The sequence below is a fragment of the Haloferax prahovense genome (genome assembly GCF_000723845.1).
Taxonomy (GTDB): Archaea; Halobacteriota; Halobacteria; order Halobacteriales; family Haloferacaceae; genus Haloferax; species Haloferax prahovense.
This window is the reverse complement of record NZ_LK053002.1, coordinates 37,992-54,488: the sequence shown is the minus strand read 5'-3', so window position 1 is coordinate 54,488 and position 16,497 is coordinate 37,992. Positions and strand designations below refer to the sequence as shown.

General features: G+C 65.8%; 16 protein-coding genes. 9 read left to right on the top strand and 7 right to left on the bottom strand.

The annotated features are described in order from the left end of the window. Positions 1-6: 6 nt before the first annotated feature. Positions 7-285 (bottom strand): PadR family transcriptional regulator, encoded by a 279-nt coding sequence (locus BN984_RS17265; protein WP_008094044.1) that lies wholly within the window; start codon positions 283-285, stop codon positions 7-9. A 349-nt stretch (positions 286-634) separates the two neighbouring features. Here BN984_RS17265 and BN984_RS17260 point away from each other — a divergent pair, with 349 nt between their 5' ends. The 5 genes from BN984_RS17260 to BN984_RS17240 all read left to right on the top strand — a co-directional run bounded on the left by BN984_RS17260 (position 635) and on the right by BN984_RS17240 (position 6,476). Continuing rightward, the gene (locus tag BN984_RS17260) at positions 635-1,168 is read left to right on the top strand and encodes a DUF7344 domain-containing protein (protein WP_008094042.1); all 534 of its coding nucleotides are present in this window, start codon (positions 635-637) and stop codon (positions 1,166-1,168) included. Positions 1,169-1,640: 472 nt separating this feature from the next. After that, positions 1,641-2,291, top strand: a complete 651-nt coding sequence (locus BN984_RS17255; RefSeq protein WP_008094040.1) for a DUF7344 domain-containing protein — start codon at positions 1,641-1,643, stop codon at positions 2,289-2,291. A 446-nt stretch (positions 2,292-2,737) separates the two neighbouring features. Continuing rightward, positions 2,738-3,907: a sugar phosphate nucleotidyltransferase gene (locus BN984_RS17250; protein WP_049968866.1), complete on the top strand. Its 1,170-nt coding sequence runs from the start codon at positions 2,738-2,740 to the stop codon at positions 3,905-3,907. After that, positions 3,907-5,724: a glutamine--fructose-6-phosphate transaminase (isomerizing) gene (gene glmS, locus BN984_RS17245; protein ID WP_049968865.1), complete on the top strand. Its 1,818-nt coding sequence runs from the start codon at positions 3,907-3,909 to the stop codon at positions 5,722-5,724. Before BN984_RS17250 ends, glmS begins: the two co-directional genes overlap by 1 nt. Positions 5,725-5,915: 191 nt before the next feature. After that, entirely contained in the window at positions 5,916-6,476 is a 561-nt protein-coding gene (locus tag BN984_RS17240) for a helix-turn-helix domain-containing protein (RefSeq protein ID WP_049968864.1), read from the top strand. 60 nt (positions 6,477-6,536) lie between these two features. Here the strand turns inward: BN984_RS17240 and BN984_RS17235 are convergent, their stop codons facing one another. Then, the gene (locus BN984_RS17235) at positions 6,537-6,770 is read right to left on the bottom strand and encodes a hypothetical protein (RefSeq protein ID WP_008094023.1); all 234 of its coding nucleotides are present in this window, start codon (positions 6,768-6,770) and stop codon (positions 6,537-6,539) included. A 162-nt stretch (positions 6,771-6,932) separates the two neighbouring features. On the opposite strand from BN984_RS17235, the gene BN984_RS17230 reads away from it, so the two are divergent. The 3 genes from BN984_RS17230 to BN984_RS17220 all read left to right on the top strand — a co-directional run bounded on the left by BN984_RS17230 (position 6,933) and on the right by BN984_RS17220 (position 8,635). Continuing rightward, on the top strand, positions 6,933-7,682 hold the full coding sequence (locus BN984_RS17230; protein ID WP_049968863.1) for a DICT sensory domain-containing protein: 750 nt from the start codon (positions 6,933-6,935) through the stop codon (positions 7,680-7,682). A gap of 115 nt (positions 7,683-7,797) precedes the next feature. Continuing rightward, on the top strand, positions 7,798-8,154 hold the full coding sequence (locus BN984_RS17225) for a hypothetical protein (RefSeq protein WP_008094020.1): 357 nt from the start codon (positions 7,798-7,800) through the stop codon (positions 8,152-8,154). 112 nt (positions 8,155-8,266) lie between these two features. Further along, positions 8,267-8,635, top strand: a complete 369-nt coding sequence (locus BN984_RS17220) for a winged helix-turn-helix transcriptional regulator (protein ID WP_008094018.1) — start codon at positions 8,267-8,269, stop codon at positions 8,633-8,635. A 26-nt stretch (positions 8,636-8,661) separates the two neighbouring features. Here the strand turns inward: BN984_RS17220 and BN984_RS17215 are convergent, their stop codons facing one another. From BN984_RS17215 to glmU, 3 genes are all read right to left on the bottom strand, one after another. Next, positions 8,662-9,105 (bottom strand): Rrf2 family transcriptional regulator, encoded by a 444-nt coding sequence (locus tag BN984_RS17215; RefSeq protein ID WP_008094016.1) that lies wholly within the window; start codon positions 9,103-9,105, stop codon positions 8,662-8,664. 215 nt (positions 9,106-9,320) lie between these two features. Beyond that, positions 9,321-10,718 (bottom strand): response regulator, encoded by a 1,398-nt coding sequence (locus BN984_RS17210; protein WP_049968862.1) that lies wholly within the window; start codon positions 10,716-10,718, stop codon positions 9,321-9,323. 130 nt (positions 10,719-10,848) lie between these two features. Further along, complete coding sequence (gene glmU, locus BN984_RS17205; RefSeq protein ID WP_008094012.1) at positions 10,849-12,096, bottom strand: bifunctional sugar-1-phosphate nucleotidylyltransferase/acetyltransferase; 1,248 nt, start codon at positions 12,094-12,096, stop codon at positions 10,849-10,851. A 417-nt stretch (positions 12,097-12,513) separates the two neighbouring features. Between glmU and BN984_RS17200 the strand changes: the two genes are divergently transcribed. Next, complete coding sequence (locus BN984_RS17200) at positions 12,514-13,602, top strand: guanosine monophosphate reductase (RefSeq protein ID WP_081909256.1); 1,089 nt, start codon at positions 12,514-12,516, stop codon at positions 13,600-13,602. A gap of 666 nt (positions 13,603-14,268) precedes the next feature. On the opposite strand, the gene BN984_RS17195 is transcribed toward BN984_RS17200, so the two are convergent. Both BN984_RS17195 and BN984_RS17190 read right to left on the bottom strand, forming a co-directional pair. After that, a complete protein-coding gene (locus tag BN984_RS17195) occupies positions 14,269-15,039 on the bottom strand; it encodes an IclR family transcriptional regulator (protein ID WP_049968861.1) in 771 nt (256 codons plus the stop codon). Between the two features lie 69 nt (positions 15,040-15,108). Beyond that, positions 15,109-16,482 carry an MmgE/PrpD family protein gene (locus BN984_RS17190; RefSeq protein ID WP_008094008.1) on the bottom strand — a complete coding sequence of 458 codons (1,374 nt, stop codon included), beginning with the start codon at positions 16,480-16,482 and terminating at the stop codon, positions 15,109-15,111. Positions 16,483-16,497: the final 15 nt, after the last annotated feature.

Below are 16,497 nucleotides of genomic sequence, written 5' to 3'. Positions count from 1 at the left end.
GGCGTGCTATCCGAGGAACCCGACGTGGCGGTCTTCCCAGTCTCGGCGCTCGACGATGGACTCGTGGCCTTTCTCGGACATCTCGTAGAAGTTCGTTCGGCGGTCGTGCTGTCCCTTGTTCACGTACCCCTGTTCGACGAGGGCGTCGAGGTTCGGGTAGAGCCGACCGTGGTTCACCTCCCCGACGTCCTTGCTGATCATCTCTTTAATCTCCTGCCCGGACGGGCGCTCTGCGCCGGCAATCACGTACAGCAGGTCGCGCTGGAAGCCAGTCAATTCGAACATTGTAGTCTCGAATCTAAGTATCGCCGCCATCGGGTATTGTTAGCCACCTCTATACTGGACAATTGGGTTCCTTACCGCCGCTGTCGCGAGTTTGCTCCCATTCCGGCGCGAGGACTTTTCTCGAAACCGACGAGATACGTAATCATCTCTGAGACCGAGATAACTCCCTCCCGCTGACGGTCCGTCTCCGAGTAAATATCGCGTGAAGATGAGCTTAATCTCCGTTAGAAACCGGTCCGGTGCCTCCCGGAAACGTCACGATAACAAAGGTCGGTTGTGGTGTACTACGACTCAACCGGGTCGGCTCCCTCTTTCGCATCGCGTGCGAGGACCGCCCCCGAACACGACGATGACAACCCTATCAAAAGACGAGCTCTTTCGCATCCTCAGTAACTCGCGCCGGAGGCAGATTCTCTACTTCCTCCACCGCGCGGGCGAAGCAATCTCGTTGAAGCAACTCGCGGCGATGGTCGCGGCTCGAGAGAACGGCACGGCGGTCGAGGACGTGACCGACGAAGAGCGACAGCGCGTGTATATCTCGCTGTACCAGACGCACCTCCCGAAACTCGAGAGCGCCGGACTGGTCGATTACGACGACGAGGAGCGCTCCGTCGAACTCGTCCCGAACGTCGCCAAGCGGGGGTTCTTCTGGATGCAACCCGACGCGCGCGAATCGTGGAGTCGGTACTACGCGCTTCTCGGCGCGCTCAGTTGGGTGCTCATCCTCGGGGTGTGGGGAGGGCTCCCGGGATTCGCGCTCGTCTCGTGGAGCGCAATCGCGGTGTTCGTCTCCGCGGCGCTCCTCGCGCTGGTGTTCGCGCAGTACCTCTCCGAGCGACGCGAGGGCACCTCGGCCGACGCCTTCGAAGCGCTCGTGGAATAACCGCCGGATAAACCGTCATCTCGCGACCGCCGTGGGCACCCGCTCCGGAGCGCTCGCGTATTCTCAGTCGATGCTACTGCCGAATCGGTGTATCCGTGAGTTTAACTACCAGTCGAATTTGATGTCCCTCTCGATAACGGTTTCCTTAGACGGAAAACCGTGGTACTCTGCTACTTCGCGGTAGGACTATGTTACTATCGGATACATTGAAAGTCTGAGTTAGTATAGATTGTTACAACCAGTTTACTCGCAGATTTTGCACCCCTAACAGTCGGACAAATCAGAGTGTGGGATTCTCAGACAAGTATATATCCTCGTTTAACCTATTAGTTGATTGACCCTCTGAATCTGGGGCGCGCTTGGTGGGGCGCATCCAAAGGTTGTGGTCTGTGCTAAACGTCACGTGGTCTCCCCTCTCGACTGACCACGTCACTCGGTAGCACCCGACTACACAGTGGGGGAGGAAGGAACAATGGTTACCGATTCATTACAAGCTGACACCGACGTTGTTGATCAGACGACGAACGAACAACTCGCGGAGACGACTGGTGGGTCTCACGCGGTTTCCGAACAGCAACAACAACCCGAAATCGAAGCGCTCTCGAAGGACGTCGTCTTCGAGATTCTGAAGAACCAGCGCCGGCGCGACGCGCTCCGGTTCCTCAAGGAGAACGACGGAGAAGCGAAGCTCGGCGACATGGCCGAGTTCATCGCCGCGAAGGAAAACGGCATCGAGATAAAGGCGCTGTCGTCGAGTCAGCGAAAGCGGGTGTACATCGGTCTGTACCAGTGTCACCTCCCGAAGATGGACTCGGCGGGAATCGTCGACTTCGAGAAGAACCGCGGTGACATCACGCTTCTCGACACCGCGAAGCAGCTCGACCAGTACCTCGACGGCGACGTCGTCAGCACCGAGACCGACGACGAGCAGTCGGCGCCGCTCGCCGCGTCGCCGAAACGGAACCTCGCTATCGCTGCCGGCGTGGCGGCGACCGTCTCCGGCGGCCTGCTCGGCGTCCCCGGTCTCGAACAGATTCCGGCCGCCGGCTGGGCCGTGCTGAGCACCGCGACGCTCATGGCTATCACCGCGATGGAGTCGTACAAGGGCCGCCTCAACCTCTGAGCCGGTCTCGCACGCCCGCGTCGCGAACGATACAACGAACAACTTGGATTTTACTTCGGTCTGCTTCGGACAGCGGCGGCCTTGCTCGCGGCTCGCACGTCGATGTCTGTTCTCTCAGACTCTCTCGCTCCCAGTCCGCTTCTGACTCTCTCGCTCCCGTTCTCGACTCGCGGGTGTGATTCGCAGACCGTGCAACCGACGTGGCGACTTCGACCGCGCGGCGACACCATCGGATGAAGCTCCACCGATTAGGAGCGACCGAACCCGCCTGCCTCCCGATTTAGGCCGGCTTTCGCCGTTTGCAACAGTCTCACACGCGACCCTAACGCGCGACCGGTTCGGGGAACCCTCTGTATAACAATCCCCGTCGCCGTCCCTGTTCCCTCTATGACTCACTCACCGTCACGGTCACGTTCCGAACGTCCGTCGCTCGCGGGAGGGCGCGAATGAACGACCGCATCACCGAGGCGGTCGTCCTCGCGGCCGGCGAGGGGCGACGGCTCCGCCCGCTCACCACCTTCCAACCGAAGCCGATGCTCCCGGTCGCCAACCGGCCGGTCGTCGAGTACGTCCTCGACGCGCTGTTCGAATCGGGTATCGAGCGCGTCGTCGTCGTCGTCGGCCACCGCGCCGACCGCATCCAGTCGCACCTCTCTGCGACCTACTCCGACGCGGACATCGAGTTCGTCCACCAGGACTCGCGTCTCGGCAGCGGCCACGCGCTCCTCCTCGCCGAGGGACTCGTCTCGGGTCCCTTCGTCGTCTGCAACGGCGACAACGTCATCGACGCCGACATCATCTCGTCGGTGCTCGAACGCTTCTCGACGACCGACTCGGTGGCGACGGTCGCGGTCGCCGAGTCCGACACGCCCGAGGAGTACGGCGTCGTCGTCGAGGACAACGGCCGTATCGCCGACATCGACGAACACGCCGTCGACAGCGAGGGCTACCTCGTCAACGCGGGCGTTTACGTCTTCGACGACACCGTCTTCGAGGCGCTCCGGCGCATCCCGCCGCACGACGGCGAGACGCGACTCCCCGACGTGATTCACTACCTCGACGGGCACGTCACGTCCGTCCTCGTCAACGGCGGCTGGCTCGACCCCTCGCACCCGTGGGGGCTCCTCTCCGTGACGGAGACGCTCCTCGCGCGCAGACACGACTCCGCCGTCGCCGGGTCGGCGCGGGTCCACGAGCGCGCGCTCCTCGGCGACCACGTCGTCATCGGCGAGGACTGCGACGTGGGGCCGGGCGCGGTCATCAGCGCCGGCTCGTGCCTCCAAGACAACGTGTCGGTCGGCGCGAACAGCGTCATCGAGCGCTCCATCCTCTCGACCGACGCGCGGGTCGGCGCGGGCGTCGTCCTCCGCGACTCCGTCGTCGGCACCGGGGCGACCGTCGGCGACGGCGTCGTCTCGCCCGGCGGCCGGGCGGACGTCATCCTCGAAGGCCGGCTCTACACCGACCGCCGTCTCGGCAGCATCATCGGCGACCGCGCCGAGGTCGGCGCGAACGTGACGCTCACGGCGGGCAGTCGCGTCGGCGCGGAGGCCGTCGTCGGCCCCGGAACGGTCTTACATGGCGACGTTCGCGAGCGCGTGGAGGTGACTCACTGATGTGCGGAATCACCGCCTGCATCGGCGCGGACAACTCCGTGGACTCGCTCGTCGACGGGCTCCAGCGGCTGGAGTACCGCGGCTACGACTCGGCCGGCATCGCCGTGAAAAACGGCTCGGGCATCTCGCTGACGAAACGCGTCGGCGAGGTCTCCGAGCTCGTCGCGGCCGTCGAGCAGAACCCAATCGCCGGCGACTACGGCATCGGCCACACCCGCTGGGCGACCCACGGTGGCGTCACCGACGGCAACGCTCACCCGCACACGGACGAGTCGGGCCGCATCGCCGTCGTCCACAACGGTATCATCTCGAACTTCCAGTCGCTCCGTAGCGACCTCGAGTCCCGCGGCCACGTCTTCAGCAGCGAGACCGACACCGAGGTCATCCCGCACCTCATCGAGGAGAACCTCCGCGACGGCGCGACTCCCGAGGAGGCGTTCCGCGCCGCGGTCGGCAGCCTCTCGGGTAGCTACGCCATCGCGGCCATCATCGGCGACGAGGAGGCCATCTTCGCGACCCGCTCCGGGTCGCCGCTGGTCCTCGGCGTCGGCGACGGCGAGTACTACCTCGCCAGCGACGTGCCCGCGTTCATCCAGCACACGGCGCGCGTCGTCTACCTCCACGACGGCGACTTCGTCGTCACCCGCGCGGACGGCTACGAAATCACGGACTCGGCCGGCCGCGCGGTCGACCGCCCCGTCGAACACGTCGAGTGGGACCCCGAGACGGCGACGAAGGGCGGTTACGAGCACTACATGTACAAGGAGATTCACGAGCAGCCCGGCGCGCTCCGGCGGACCACACAGGGCCGCCTGAACACCCACGCCGGCGGCGTCGAACTCGAGGAGTTCCCGCCGGAGTCGTTCGCCGACGTGAAGCAGGTCCACCTCCTCGCGATGGGCACCTCGCACCACGCCGGAATGTACGCGGCGTCGCTCCTCAACTCCCGCGGCATCCCCGCGTACGCGTTCATGGCGGGCGAGTACTCGGTCATCAAGCCGCCGGTGACGCCCGACACGCTCGTCGTCGCGGTCAGCCAGTCCGGTGAGACCGCCGATACCCTCGACGCCGTGCGCCGCGCCCGCGCCGCCGGCGCGCGGACCCTCGCGGTCACGAACGTCGTCGGCTCGTCGATAACCCGCGAGTGCGACGACGAACTGCTCATCCGCGCGGGTCCCGAAATCGGCGTCGCGGCCACCAAGACGTTCTCGTCGCAGGTGACGGCGCTGACGCTCCTCACGGAGCGCATCGTCGAGGACGTGACCGGTGCGAAGTCGCCGGTCGCGCGCGACCTGATGGAGGCGCTGTCGCGGCTCCCGGGAGACGTTCAGGAGGTGCTCGACACCTCGATGGCCCGCGAGATTGCCATCGAGTACGAGGGCAGCGACGCGTACTTCTTCATCGGCCGCGGGGTCGCCCACCCCGTCGCCCTCGAAGGCGCGCTGAAGTTCAAGGAGATATCCTACGAACACGCCGAGGGATTCGCCGCCTCGGAACTCAAACACGGGCCGCTGGCGCTCGTCACGCCGCTGTCGCCGGTGTTCGCCATCTTCACCGGCCACGACGACGAGGCGACGCTGAGCAACGTCAAGGAGGTCCAGGCCCGCGGTGCGCCCGTCATCGCCATCACGAGCGACCGGTCGGGCGAGGTGACCGAGTTCGCCGACCACGTGCTCCGGATTCCGGACACGCACCCCGACATCGCCGGCGTCCTCGCCAACGTCCAACTCCAACTCGTCGCGTACCACGCGGCTGACCTGCTCGAACGGCCCATCGACAAGCCGCGTAACCTCGCCAAGTGCGTCACCGTCGAGTGAGCAAGTCGTGCGGCCGCGGCGGGTAGCGCCGCCAACTTTCCGAGTTTCGATCTCATTAATCCGCCGTCGACGCTCGATTTCGGCGTCCGATCCGCTATTTTCAGGTGTTCGCGAACGTTCGGCGATAAGTGAACATTATCTCGACTGTAGGCACCGATTACATATTACCTGCCCACGTCAGGTAGTACGCGATGACCCGACACGACCTCGTGGACGACGTTCTTTCGGCCGCAGACGAGCCACCGGGCCCGCTGACCGACGAGAGCGACGCCTCCGCGGCGGCGGACGAGACCGACACTCCCCCCGAGTCGTCCGACGACGACCTCCTCGACGCGCTCGGGGACGACGTCTCGCGGGACGTGCTGTTAGCGTGCAACCACGCGCCGATGACCGCGGAAGAACTCGCGGAGAACTGCGAGGTCTCCGAATCGACCATCTACCGTCGGCTCGAGACGCTTTCGAGTCTCGGTCTGGTCGAACGCACCCAGCGAGTCAACGCGCCGAGCAAGACGTGCTACGAGACGGTCGTCGACGGCCTCTCGATTCACCTCGGCGACAGCCTCCGCGTCGAGGCGGGGTCGAGCAACTACGTCGTCGACGCGATGCGCACGCTTCTGGCCGCGATAGACGTCCAACAGCTCGCGTACGACCGCGAGCAAAACAGCGTGGACGTTCGGTTCCGACTGGCGCCGCACCTGCTCGATTCGCTGGTGGAACTGTACGTCAGAGACACGAATTCGCGTGAGGAGTAGTCCGCCGACCGCCGATTCCGGTTCGCTCGCTGCGTCGCCTTCTCGCGGGCTCTCGCCGTCTTACCGCCGCCACGACCCGTCGACTTCGCCGAGGACGAGCGCGAGCGCGTCTCTCGCGCGTCCGACCGCGATGAGTTCGCGGGCGGCCGCGGCGGTGAGTGGTCCGATGGACTGCGAGGATTCGAGCCCGGCGACGATATCGGGCACCTCGGCGGTGAACCACGAACTGGCGTCCGTCCCGGTTTCGTCGTCGACTTCCGCGGACGGGCGGGTGTGAGGGGCGTCGGAAATCATACCGAATATACACCCCGAAACTGGTTAGTTAGGAATCCGCGGGCCCCCGGTAGCGACTCCTTACTCACCGGGGGACCGGTGGCGTTCGGGTCCTGGCACCGCTCCGATTCACATACCACATTATTGCAAAGAATAATACCCTGGTGTAGCGTTTCCCCGGTAATGTCTCTCAGCGAACTCATCTCCAGCGTCGCCGCCTCGGAGCGAACACTGACGGTGTTCAATCCGACCCCCGGCGTCGTCGAGCGACTCGCCGAGCACTTTGCGGATCGAAACGTCTCGGTGGAGTCTGCGAGTTCCGACGAGGGCCCTTCGAACTACGCGGTGCTGGGTACCGGCGACAAGTTCCACACGGCGGTCTCGGTCGACGACCTGCTCGCGCGCCCCGAGGACGTCGAACCGGGGTTCGAACGCGACTCGTACGCGCCGGTTCTCGACCACCTCGACGAGACGCTGTTTACCTCCTACGACCGCCGGAAGATGCTCAACGCCACCCGCGAAATCGAGGACCGCGCGTGGCGCGTCGGCGCGGGCGAACTCCACTCCGGCTTCCAGTCCGGCGGGAACCTCCGGCCGCAACTCGAAACGTACCGCCGTCTCGGCGACCGCGACGACCTCTCGGTCCACGCGTACATCTACCCGAACGGCGAGGTCCCGCAGGCCGACCAGTTCCAACTCCACCTCGCGCGCTCCGACGAGATTCGGCGCTCCTGGTTCGTCGCCTACGACGGCAACGGCGTCGGCGACTACAAGTGCGCGCTCGTCGCCGAGGAGACCGAACCGGGGTTCGGCTTCACCGGCTTCTGGACCTACGACTCCTCGACGGTGGATTACATCATCAACCACCTCGTCTCGTCGTACTCGATTATCGAATCCGATGGCTCCGGCGACGGCGCGTCCGTCGTCAGATAACCGTTCGACCGAAGTCAAGCTGTTGACTCGGGTTCGATTCTTTGCGCCCGTCCACAGAATCAATTCGGAGAACTGGGCGCGAATACTTACGAACGCCCGCCCGGAACCGGACGGTATGGTTGACGGAATCCTCCTCGACGCCTCGAACCTGAAAGGCAAGGTCAAAGGCGGCCGCGCCGGGGCCGAAATCGCCGGGATGAGCTATATCGGCTACGAACTCGCGGTCACGGAGCGGAGCATCCACGTCTACGGCGACCACTGTAACGCCGACATCCAAGACGAAGAGTACCGCTATCTCGTTATCCCCCTCGACACGGTCCGGGGAATCGAACTGAAAGACCTGTCCGACCGGGGGCGGTGCCTGCAGATTCACGGACTGGACGACGACGTGATGCTCTACTCGGAGAACCAGTCGAGTCTCTCGAAGAACCTCAAGCGCGTGTTTCTCCTCCTCTCGCGGCTGCTCGCCTGAGCGGGCCGGTCGCCGGTCAACTGGTCAACCGGCCCGGAGGCGAATCAGGTAACGTTTCGAAAGCAGGTAAACTAACCGAACCGCTAAAGAGGGTCGGAACCGAGGTGAGTGTATGGCCACGGATATGAACCTCGACGACGCCCCCTGCCCCATCATCGACTCGCTGAAGCAAATCGGGTCGCAGTGGCGTCTCATCGTCCTCCACGACCTCCAAGACGGTGAAAAGCGGTTCAACGAACTGAAGCGCTCGACCGGCGCGAGTTCGCGGACGCTCTCTCGCGTCCTCGACGACCTGCAGGAACACGGCTTCGTCGACCGCCGGATGGAAGAGGACGCGCCGGTCGCGACGTACTACTCGCTGACCGACAAGGGCGTCTCGCTGTGTCCGGTGTTCGACGAGATACAGGAGTGGGCCACCGAGTGGCTCGACGCCGAGCACGAAGAGTCGGCCGAAGCCGAGACGGTCCAGTCGACGGTCTGAGCGGCGCTACACTACACTACACTACACTACACTTCGAGCGGGTCGCCGTCCGCCGTCTCGAAAATCGCCTCGTGGACCTCCGCGATGGTGACCGAGTCGAGTTCGTCGAGCATCGCCTGAATCGCCGGCTCGAGCAGTTCGCCGAGGACCGGCTGGATGTGTTCGCCGACGGTGCACTCGTCGTTCGGTTCGTTCGTGTGGAAACAGAACGGCTCGGCGTCCTCCACCGCCTCGTAGATGTCGCGAAGCGTGATGGTGTCCGGCTCGCGGGCCAGCGTGAAACCGCCGGTCGGGCCGCGCTTGGAATCGACGAGGTCCGCCTCCCGGAGCGAACACAGAAGCTGACGGATGACCACCGGGTTCGTGTTGACGCTCCACGCGAGACGGTCGGAAGACAGCCGCTCGTCGCTCCGCACCGCCAAGTTAGTCAGCACGTGCGTCGCGACGACGAATCGGCTGCTGTTCGACATACACGTTCTTTGGAGCTACGGGCATTTTAGATTTCACGGTGATGCGCCGATTTCGCCGGATTCTCAGCGGAATCGACGTTTTTCAACCCCCGGCCCGAATCGGGGGTTCGATATTCGAATTCGGTCACGAGAACTGACCGGATGGGATTCCGAACGGACGAAAAGTAGACCCGGAGTCGGCCGACTCGGGCGGGTCGACCCGTGCGGCGGTCGGTTCACTCCCCGTGTTCGCCAGCGCTCTCGTCTGCGTTCGCCTCTCCCGTCCCGTCCCCCTCGTCGTTCGCCGGGAGCGCGTCGACGTCGGTCGCCCGCATGAGCGCGATGACCACGTTGTCGGCGACCTCCGCGGCGAATCGCAGTTCGTCGGTCCGCCACTGCCGCGGCTCGCCGACGTGTTCGTGACAGACGACGCCGACGACTTCGCCGCCCGACCTGACCGTCGCGTCGAGCATCGACGTGATGCCCTTCGGTTCGAGGTAGCCGTTCCGTAGCTCGGCGGTCGCGGGGTCGGTCTGAACGTCGTCGACGCCGAGCGACCGATTCGCCTCCAGCGCCTCGAAGTACGACGGGTAGTTTGACGCAGTTAGCGTCGCCCCGGCCGTGTGCCCGCCCGACACCTGGTCGTACTGGTCGACACAGCGGAGCGTCTCGGCGTCGTCGAACAGCCAGACGCTCGCCCGCTCGACGCTCAGCACCGTCGCCATCGTCTCGGTGATGCGCGGGAGGGCGTCTTCGAACGACCCCGCGATGACCGTCTCGTCGGTCGCGAGGTCGATGAGCGCCCGCCGTTGGCGCTCTCGCCGTTCCCGCTCGCGGTACGCCTCGGTCACGTCGCGGAACACGACGACGACCCCTTCGACTTCCCCGTCGTCGGTCCTGATGGGCGACATGCTGTCTTCGATGTACCGTTCGTCGCCGTCGCTCGTGACGAGTTTCGTTCCCGCGCCGAGTTCGACCGGTCCGCCCGCCTCGGCGACGCGCTGCAGCGGGTCGATGCGTTCGCCGGTCTCCGCGTTGACGAGGTGGAACACGTCAGAAAGCGGCTTGCCGACTGCGGCGTCGGCGTCGTAGCCGGTTCTGTCCTCGGCCGTTCGGTTCAGCTGGGTGACCGTCCCGCTGGCGTCGGTGGCGACGACGCCCTCGGCGATGGAGTCGAGGGTGACGCGGAGATGCGCCTCGCGCTCCCGGAGGCGCTGCTCCGCGCGCCTGTGTTCCGTGATTCTGACGAGCGTCTGCCGGAGGACACCGTACTGCGCCGTCGGGTCGCCGCCCTTCTGGAGGTAGCTGTCCGCGCCGAGATTCAGCGCCTCGATGGCGACCTCCTCGCGGCTCCGCCCGGTGAAGATGACGAAGGGAATGTCGGAGGCGCGCTCGTCACGGAGCACCGACAGGAGTTCGAGGCCCGACATCTCGGGCATCTGGTAGTCGGAGACGACCGCGTCGAACGACTCCCTTTCGAGGAGCGCCAGCGCCCGCTGCGGCGAGTCGGTCGTCTCGACCTCGATACCGTCGTCGGTCGATTCGAGAAACCGCTTCGTCAGCGCCAACAGCCCCTCGTCGTCGTCGACGTAGAGCACGCGTATCGTCGGTGACTCCCCCTCGGTCCCGTCCATGTACTGTCGTGAGTCTTCGCTGTTGTGTCTGATAACTGTTTGGCAGATTAAGTGTCTTTCAGATATCAGGAATCGGACGGCCGGGGCGGTTTTCGTCGCGTCTCGGTCAGTCTTCGCCGGCCGGTGAGTCTCAGTCCATCGCGTCCTCGTCCGCCTCGTCCGTCTTGTCCGCCGTGCCGCGCTCGTCGATGCGGTCGTAGAGCACGGACTCACCGGGCTTGACCGTGCCGCCGGTCGGGATTCTGACGCCTGCGTTCAGCGAGGCGTTGATGCCGGTTTTCACCTCGTCGCCGAGGACGACGCCGTACTTCCGGCGACCCGAGGAGACGAGTTCCCCCTTGAGCATCTGTCGGACTGGTTCGCCGTCGTGGCGGAGGTTCGCGACCTTGGTCCCCGCGCCGAAGTTCACGTCGCGGCCGAGGAGGCTGTCGCCGACGTACGAGAGGTGGCCGACCGTCGCGCCCTCCATCAGGACGCTGTTTTTCACCTCGACCGCGTGGCCGACCTTGGCGTTCTCGCCGACGAGCGTGTGCCCGCGGACGTAGGCGTTCGGTCCGACGGTGGCCCCGCTGCGGACGAGCACCGGGCCCTCGATGACCACGCCGGAGCGAACCGTCGCGCCCTCCTCGACGACGACCGGCCCGTCGAGTTCGGCGCGCTCGGACACGTCGCCGTCGATTCGCGGCTCGAGTTCGCCGAGTTTCCACTCGTTGGCTTCGAGAAGCTCCCACGGTCGCCCCACGTCGAGCCAGCGGTCGAAGGCGACGCCGCGCACGTCGTAAGCCTCGCAGGTCGCCGCGAGCACGTCGGTCAGTTCCAGTTCCCCGCGGTCGCTCTCGTCCACGTCGAGCCAGCCGTGGGCCTCGGCCGGGAAGACGTACGCGCCGGCGTTGACGAGGTCAGACGGCGGGTGTTCGGGTTTTTCGACGACCCCGGTGACGAAGCCCTCGTCGTCGGTGTCGAGGACGCCGTAGGAACTCGGGTCGTCGACGCGGAACGACCCGACCGCGGGCGTCCCCTCGTAGAGCGTCGAGAGCGACGGCACGTCGTACAGTGCGTCGCCGTTGAGGACGACGAACGGTTCGTCGGGGTCGAGATGGGGGGCCGCGGCGCGGACCGCGTCGGCCGTCCCGCGCTGTTCCGACTGCACGGCGAACTCGACCGGGACGCCGGCGCGCTCGTCGCCGAAGTAGTCGCGCACGTCATCGGCCTCGTAACCGACGACGAGCGTGATGTCCGTCGCGCCCGCCTCGACGGCGGCGTCGGCGGTGTGCGCGACGAGCGGCCGGTCGGCCACGGGGAGCATCGGCTTGGGTCGGCGGTCCGTGAGCGGACGCATCCGGGTGCCGCGGCCGGCGGCGAGAATGACAGTCTGCATACCTGCGTAAGGAACTCCCCGGAAGAAATTCCTTCGGTCCGCGAAGTACGAGACAGGGACCAATCGCGACGCTGTGGGTTGCCTCTGGTCCACCTACCGTGACCGACTCGAGGTGGTGCGGTCGGTACGGCAGCTATCTGTCAATATCAGTCTGACAAAACGCTTTCGAACCCTGCCCCGAATTCGACTTCGATACTCCGCTCCCGCGCGACGCTGTCGCTCGCGGACGGTTCGAACCACACGGCCCGCGAACGGCGAACGTCTTGGGGTTACGATGGGTTGGAGATTCGCACGAGACGCGGCGCCGTGTGTTAGTGAACAGACGAGCGCCAGCGCGTAATAGTTTCGTTCCGCGGCGACGCGAACCGCGTTCGTGGGCGTTATTACCGTCCCACCCTTCGGCTGTGGAGGGTTACGATGGAGATTCGCACAGGACTCTCTTACGGAGACGTATTGCTGGTTCCACAGCGCTCCCCGGTCGACAGCCGGAGCGACGTGGACCTCTCGACCAACGTGACGCCGGGCTTGCGCCTCGACACGCCGCTCGTCAGCGCGGCTATGGACACCGTCACCGAAACAGACCTCGCGGCGGCGCTCTCCGGCCTCGGCGGCCTCGGCGTCGTCCACCGCTTCCTCGACGTGGACGAGCAGGCCGAACAGGTCCGCCGCGTCGCCGAGGCGGGCGGGACCGTCTCGGGCGCGGTCGGCATCAACGAGGACTACCTCGACCGGACCGAGGCGCTCCTCGACGCCGGCGCCGACGCCATTGTCATGGACATCGCTCACGGTCACATGGAGCGGTGTCTGGACGCTGTCGAACGGATTCGCGACGAGTTCGACCCCGAAATCGTCGCGGGTAACGTCGTCACGCCGGCGGCCGTCGAAGACCTCTGGGAGGCCGGCGCGGGCTGTGTGAAAGTCGGCGTCGGACCGGGTTCGCACTGCACGACCCGCGAGGTCGCGGGCGCGGGCTATCCGCAGCTCACGGCCGTCTCGGAGTGCGCCGAGCGGGCGCACGACCTCGGCATCCACGTCATGGCCGACGGGGGGATTCGGACCTCCGGCGACGCCGCGAAGGCCCTCATGGCCGGTGCGGACACCGTCATGATGGGTAGCTTCTTCGCCGGCACCGACGAGGCACCGGGCCACGTGGTCGAGGTCGACGGCGAGACGTACAAGCGCTCCCGCGGGATGGCCTCGACGGAGGCGGCCGACGACCGCGACGACAAACAGAGCGACGTGGACGCGGGCGAGGGCGTCGAGGCGCTCACGCCCCACAAGGGGCCGGTCGAACCGCTCGTCGAGGAGTTCCTCGGCGGGGTTCGATCGGGTGTGAGCTACTGCGGCGGTCACACTATCCCGGACGCCCGCGAGAAGGCGTCGTTCGTCCGCGTCGCGGCGAGTGCGAAGGAGCGAGAGGGTGCCCACGGCGTCGTCTTCGCCGAGGGCCCCGTCGAGGTCGACGACGAGGTCGAACGCGAGTTGCAGGCCCCGATGGCCGACTGACTCGCTCCGCGGCCGGCGACCGGGACACGCGCGGTCCCCGCCCAGCCGACCGCTTCGAGCGGCGGCGCTCTCGACCCCGCGGCGTCCCCTCTCGGCAGTCGCCGGAGCCGAACCGGACACAACGGTTTCGCCCGACATATCTACATATATATCGATTTACTTATTTACCCGTCTACCCATGACTGGCCGCGTGACGAAGCGAATCGAACGGACGTTCAGCGTCTAATATACGGGGATGAACCAGTGATGCTGTCGTGGACTCAATGCCACAATAACGCCGTTTGAAGGTCGTCTGAGGCGATTATCTCAGGTTGACGAACATGATTCTTCCGTCGGTCTCAGTCGTGTTGCTACGGTTGACTGGCCCGCTCTTCTCGCGTTTTTGATGCCCGCGGTGAGAAGAATTATCAACGTTTATGCTGTACTCGTTTTTCTTATATGTCTGCCGGAAGTGACTCGCCTCGAAGCCACCGCCTCGCGAGCCAGTCGCCCCGTGTTACGAATGTCGGGGCCGACTCTCTCGGAGAGGCGTTACAAGCGTATGTGTGTAATTTGATTCCGCGCTCGGTCGACTCGGTCTCCGGACACCGGATGTCGAGCACGTCAACCGTCAAATATCGCACGAAATACAGCACAGCCGAACGGACGTTCGCCACTGCGAGACGATTACGAGTACGTCGCGCGGATGCCGATGACGCGGGCGGCCTGCGTCACCATCTCCGGCACTTCCGTGTGGTACCACTCGCCTTTCATCCGCGTGGTGGGACCGGAGACGCTGATAGAGCCGAGAATGGTCCCGTCGTCGGAGAGAATCGGCGCACCGACCGCCCGCATGCCGGTGATGCGCTCTTCGTCGTTGAAGGCGTAGCCGCGCTCGCGAATCGTCGCCAACTCGGCTTCGAGGGCGTCGCGGTCGTCTATCGTCTTCGTCGTCAGCCGCGTCAGTTCGCCGTCGAGAATCTCGTTTCGACGCTCCTCGTCGCAGAAGGCCAGGTAGGACTTGCCGACCGACGTGGTGTGGAGGTCGACGGTCGTGCCGATGTGCGAGTCGGTCTGGAGGCCCTGCTCGGATTTTACCTGATAGATGTAGACGCCGCGGCCGTTCTCCTCGACCATCACCTGTCCGCGCTCGCCGACGGCCTCGACGAGGTCGTCCATCTCGCCGATGGAAGCGTGGTACAGCGCGTGTCGCGTCCGTGCGTGGTCGCCGAGGTCGAGGAACTTCAGGCCCAGCGCGTACTCGTCGCCCTGCCTGACGACGTAGCCGAGCTCCGCGAGCGTCTTGAGGTGGTTGTGGGCCGTACTCTTCGAGATGCCGAGGTCGTTCGCTATCTCCGACACCCCGCTCGCGTCGTGGTCTCTGATGTGTTCGACGATACCGAACGACGTTTTCGTAGCGCCGATTGTCCCGGCCGTCTCGCGCCCGCCCGTGTTCATAGTTATCAATGACTGAGTGCGGTAATAATTGTTGGCGTTTCGTTCGGAGAACCCGAACGAGCGTTCGGGCTAGCCCCGTGTCAGCGCGGCGACGGTCTCGCGGACCGGACTCGAATCCACCGCCGAGAGCGCGCCGAGCGCTTCATCTGCGGCGTCGTCGCCGAGACCGAACGCGAGCAGGTCGCGGTTGCGCGAGGCGAGGTCGGACCCCGAGAGCGGGTCGCGGTAGTCGCCGCGGGGGTACTCGCGCTCGCCGACATAGCGACTTCCGTCGCGGGCGGTCACTTCGACGCGCGCGCCCCAGTCGTCGGGGAACGCCCGCTCGAACGCCTCGTCCGCGTGCAGGTGGACGCGCTCCGTGAGCGCCTGTACGGTCTCGTCGCCGAGCGCGTCGTCGAGGAAGTGGTCGAGTTCGACCCGTCCGTCCGCGACCCAGCGGGCGAGGACGTACGGCGTCGAGAACTTCGCCGCGGTGAGCGTCTCGGGGCGCGCGTGGCTCATATCGACGCCGTTGCGGTAGGTGTACACGTCGATTCGGTCCACGTCGGCGGGCGTGAGGTCGTCCGCGCCGGCGTCCCGCAGGGCGTCGAGCGGGGCGTGAGTGTAGCGACACGACGGGTACGGCTTCTGGTAGGCCTCGGTAATCCACCAGTCGTCGCCGAGCGAGTCGAAGAGGGCGGCGAACTCGCCGTCACCGAGGAGCGTCTCGAACGGGTCGTAGACGGCCTCCATCGCGGCGGGCGACCCCCGGAGTCCGGCGGCGGCCAGCGCCGCGGCGCTCACGCCGGCCTGCGCGGAGAAGCCGGCGGTGACGTTCCGCGACGGCGCGCCCTCGGCGAAGGGGTCGTGCATGGAGACGACCGCGAGGTTCAGCGCGGTCCGGACCGTCTCGCGCACTTCGTCGGGCGACTGCCCCGCGCAGACGGCGGCGGTCAGCGCCGGTCCGAGCGTCGTCCACGTCGAGTGCGGGTCGCGGACGAGCCACGGAATCGCCTCGTTCATCCGGGCCTTCATCGCGAAGATGGCGTACTCGAAGCGCGCGCACAGCTCGTAGGAGCGGACGCAGGCGTCCACGAACGTCTCGCCGCCAACGTCGTGGGCCTCGGCGACGCCCACCGCGCCCGCGACGATGCTCGCGCCCACGTGGCCGCCCCGGTTGTGGCCCTCCTCTATCTCCTGTGTTATCGCCGCCGTCGCGTTCAACAGCGCCGCCTGCGACGGGTCGACGCGTCGGTCGGTCCCGAGGACGGACGCCGGGCCGTCGGCCAGCGCCGCGTCGCGGAAGACGCCCGCGTGCTGTGGCGCGGCCGCCCCCGCGACGGTCGCCGCGAGCACGTCCGCGACGATTCGCGCCCCGTCGGCGCGCACGTCCTCGGGTATCTCGTCGGTCAGAAAGCGGTGCACCTGTCGTTCCCAGTCTCGGACTGGTTCCTGTGAAATCATGGTCTGAATGCGTGG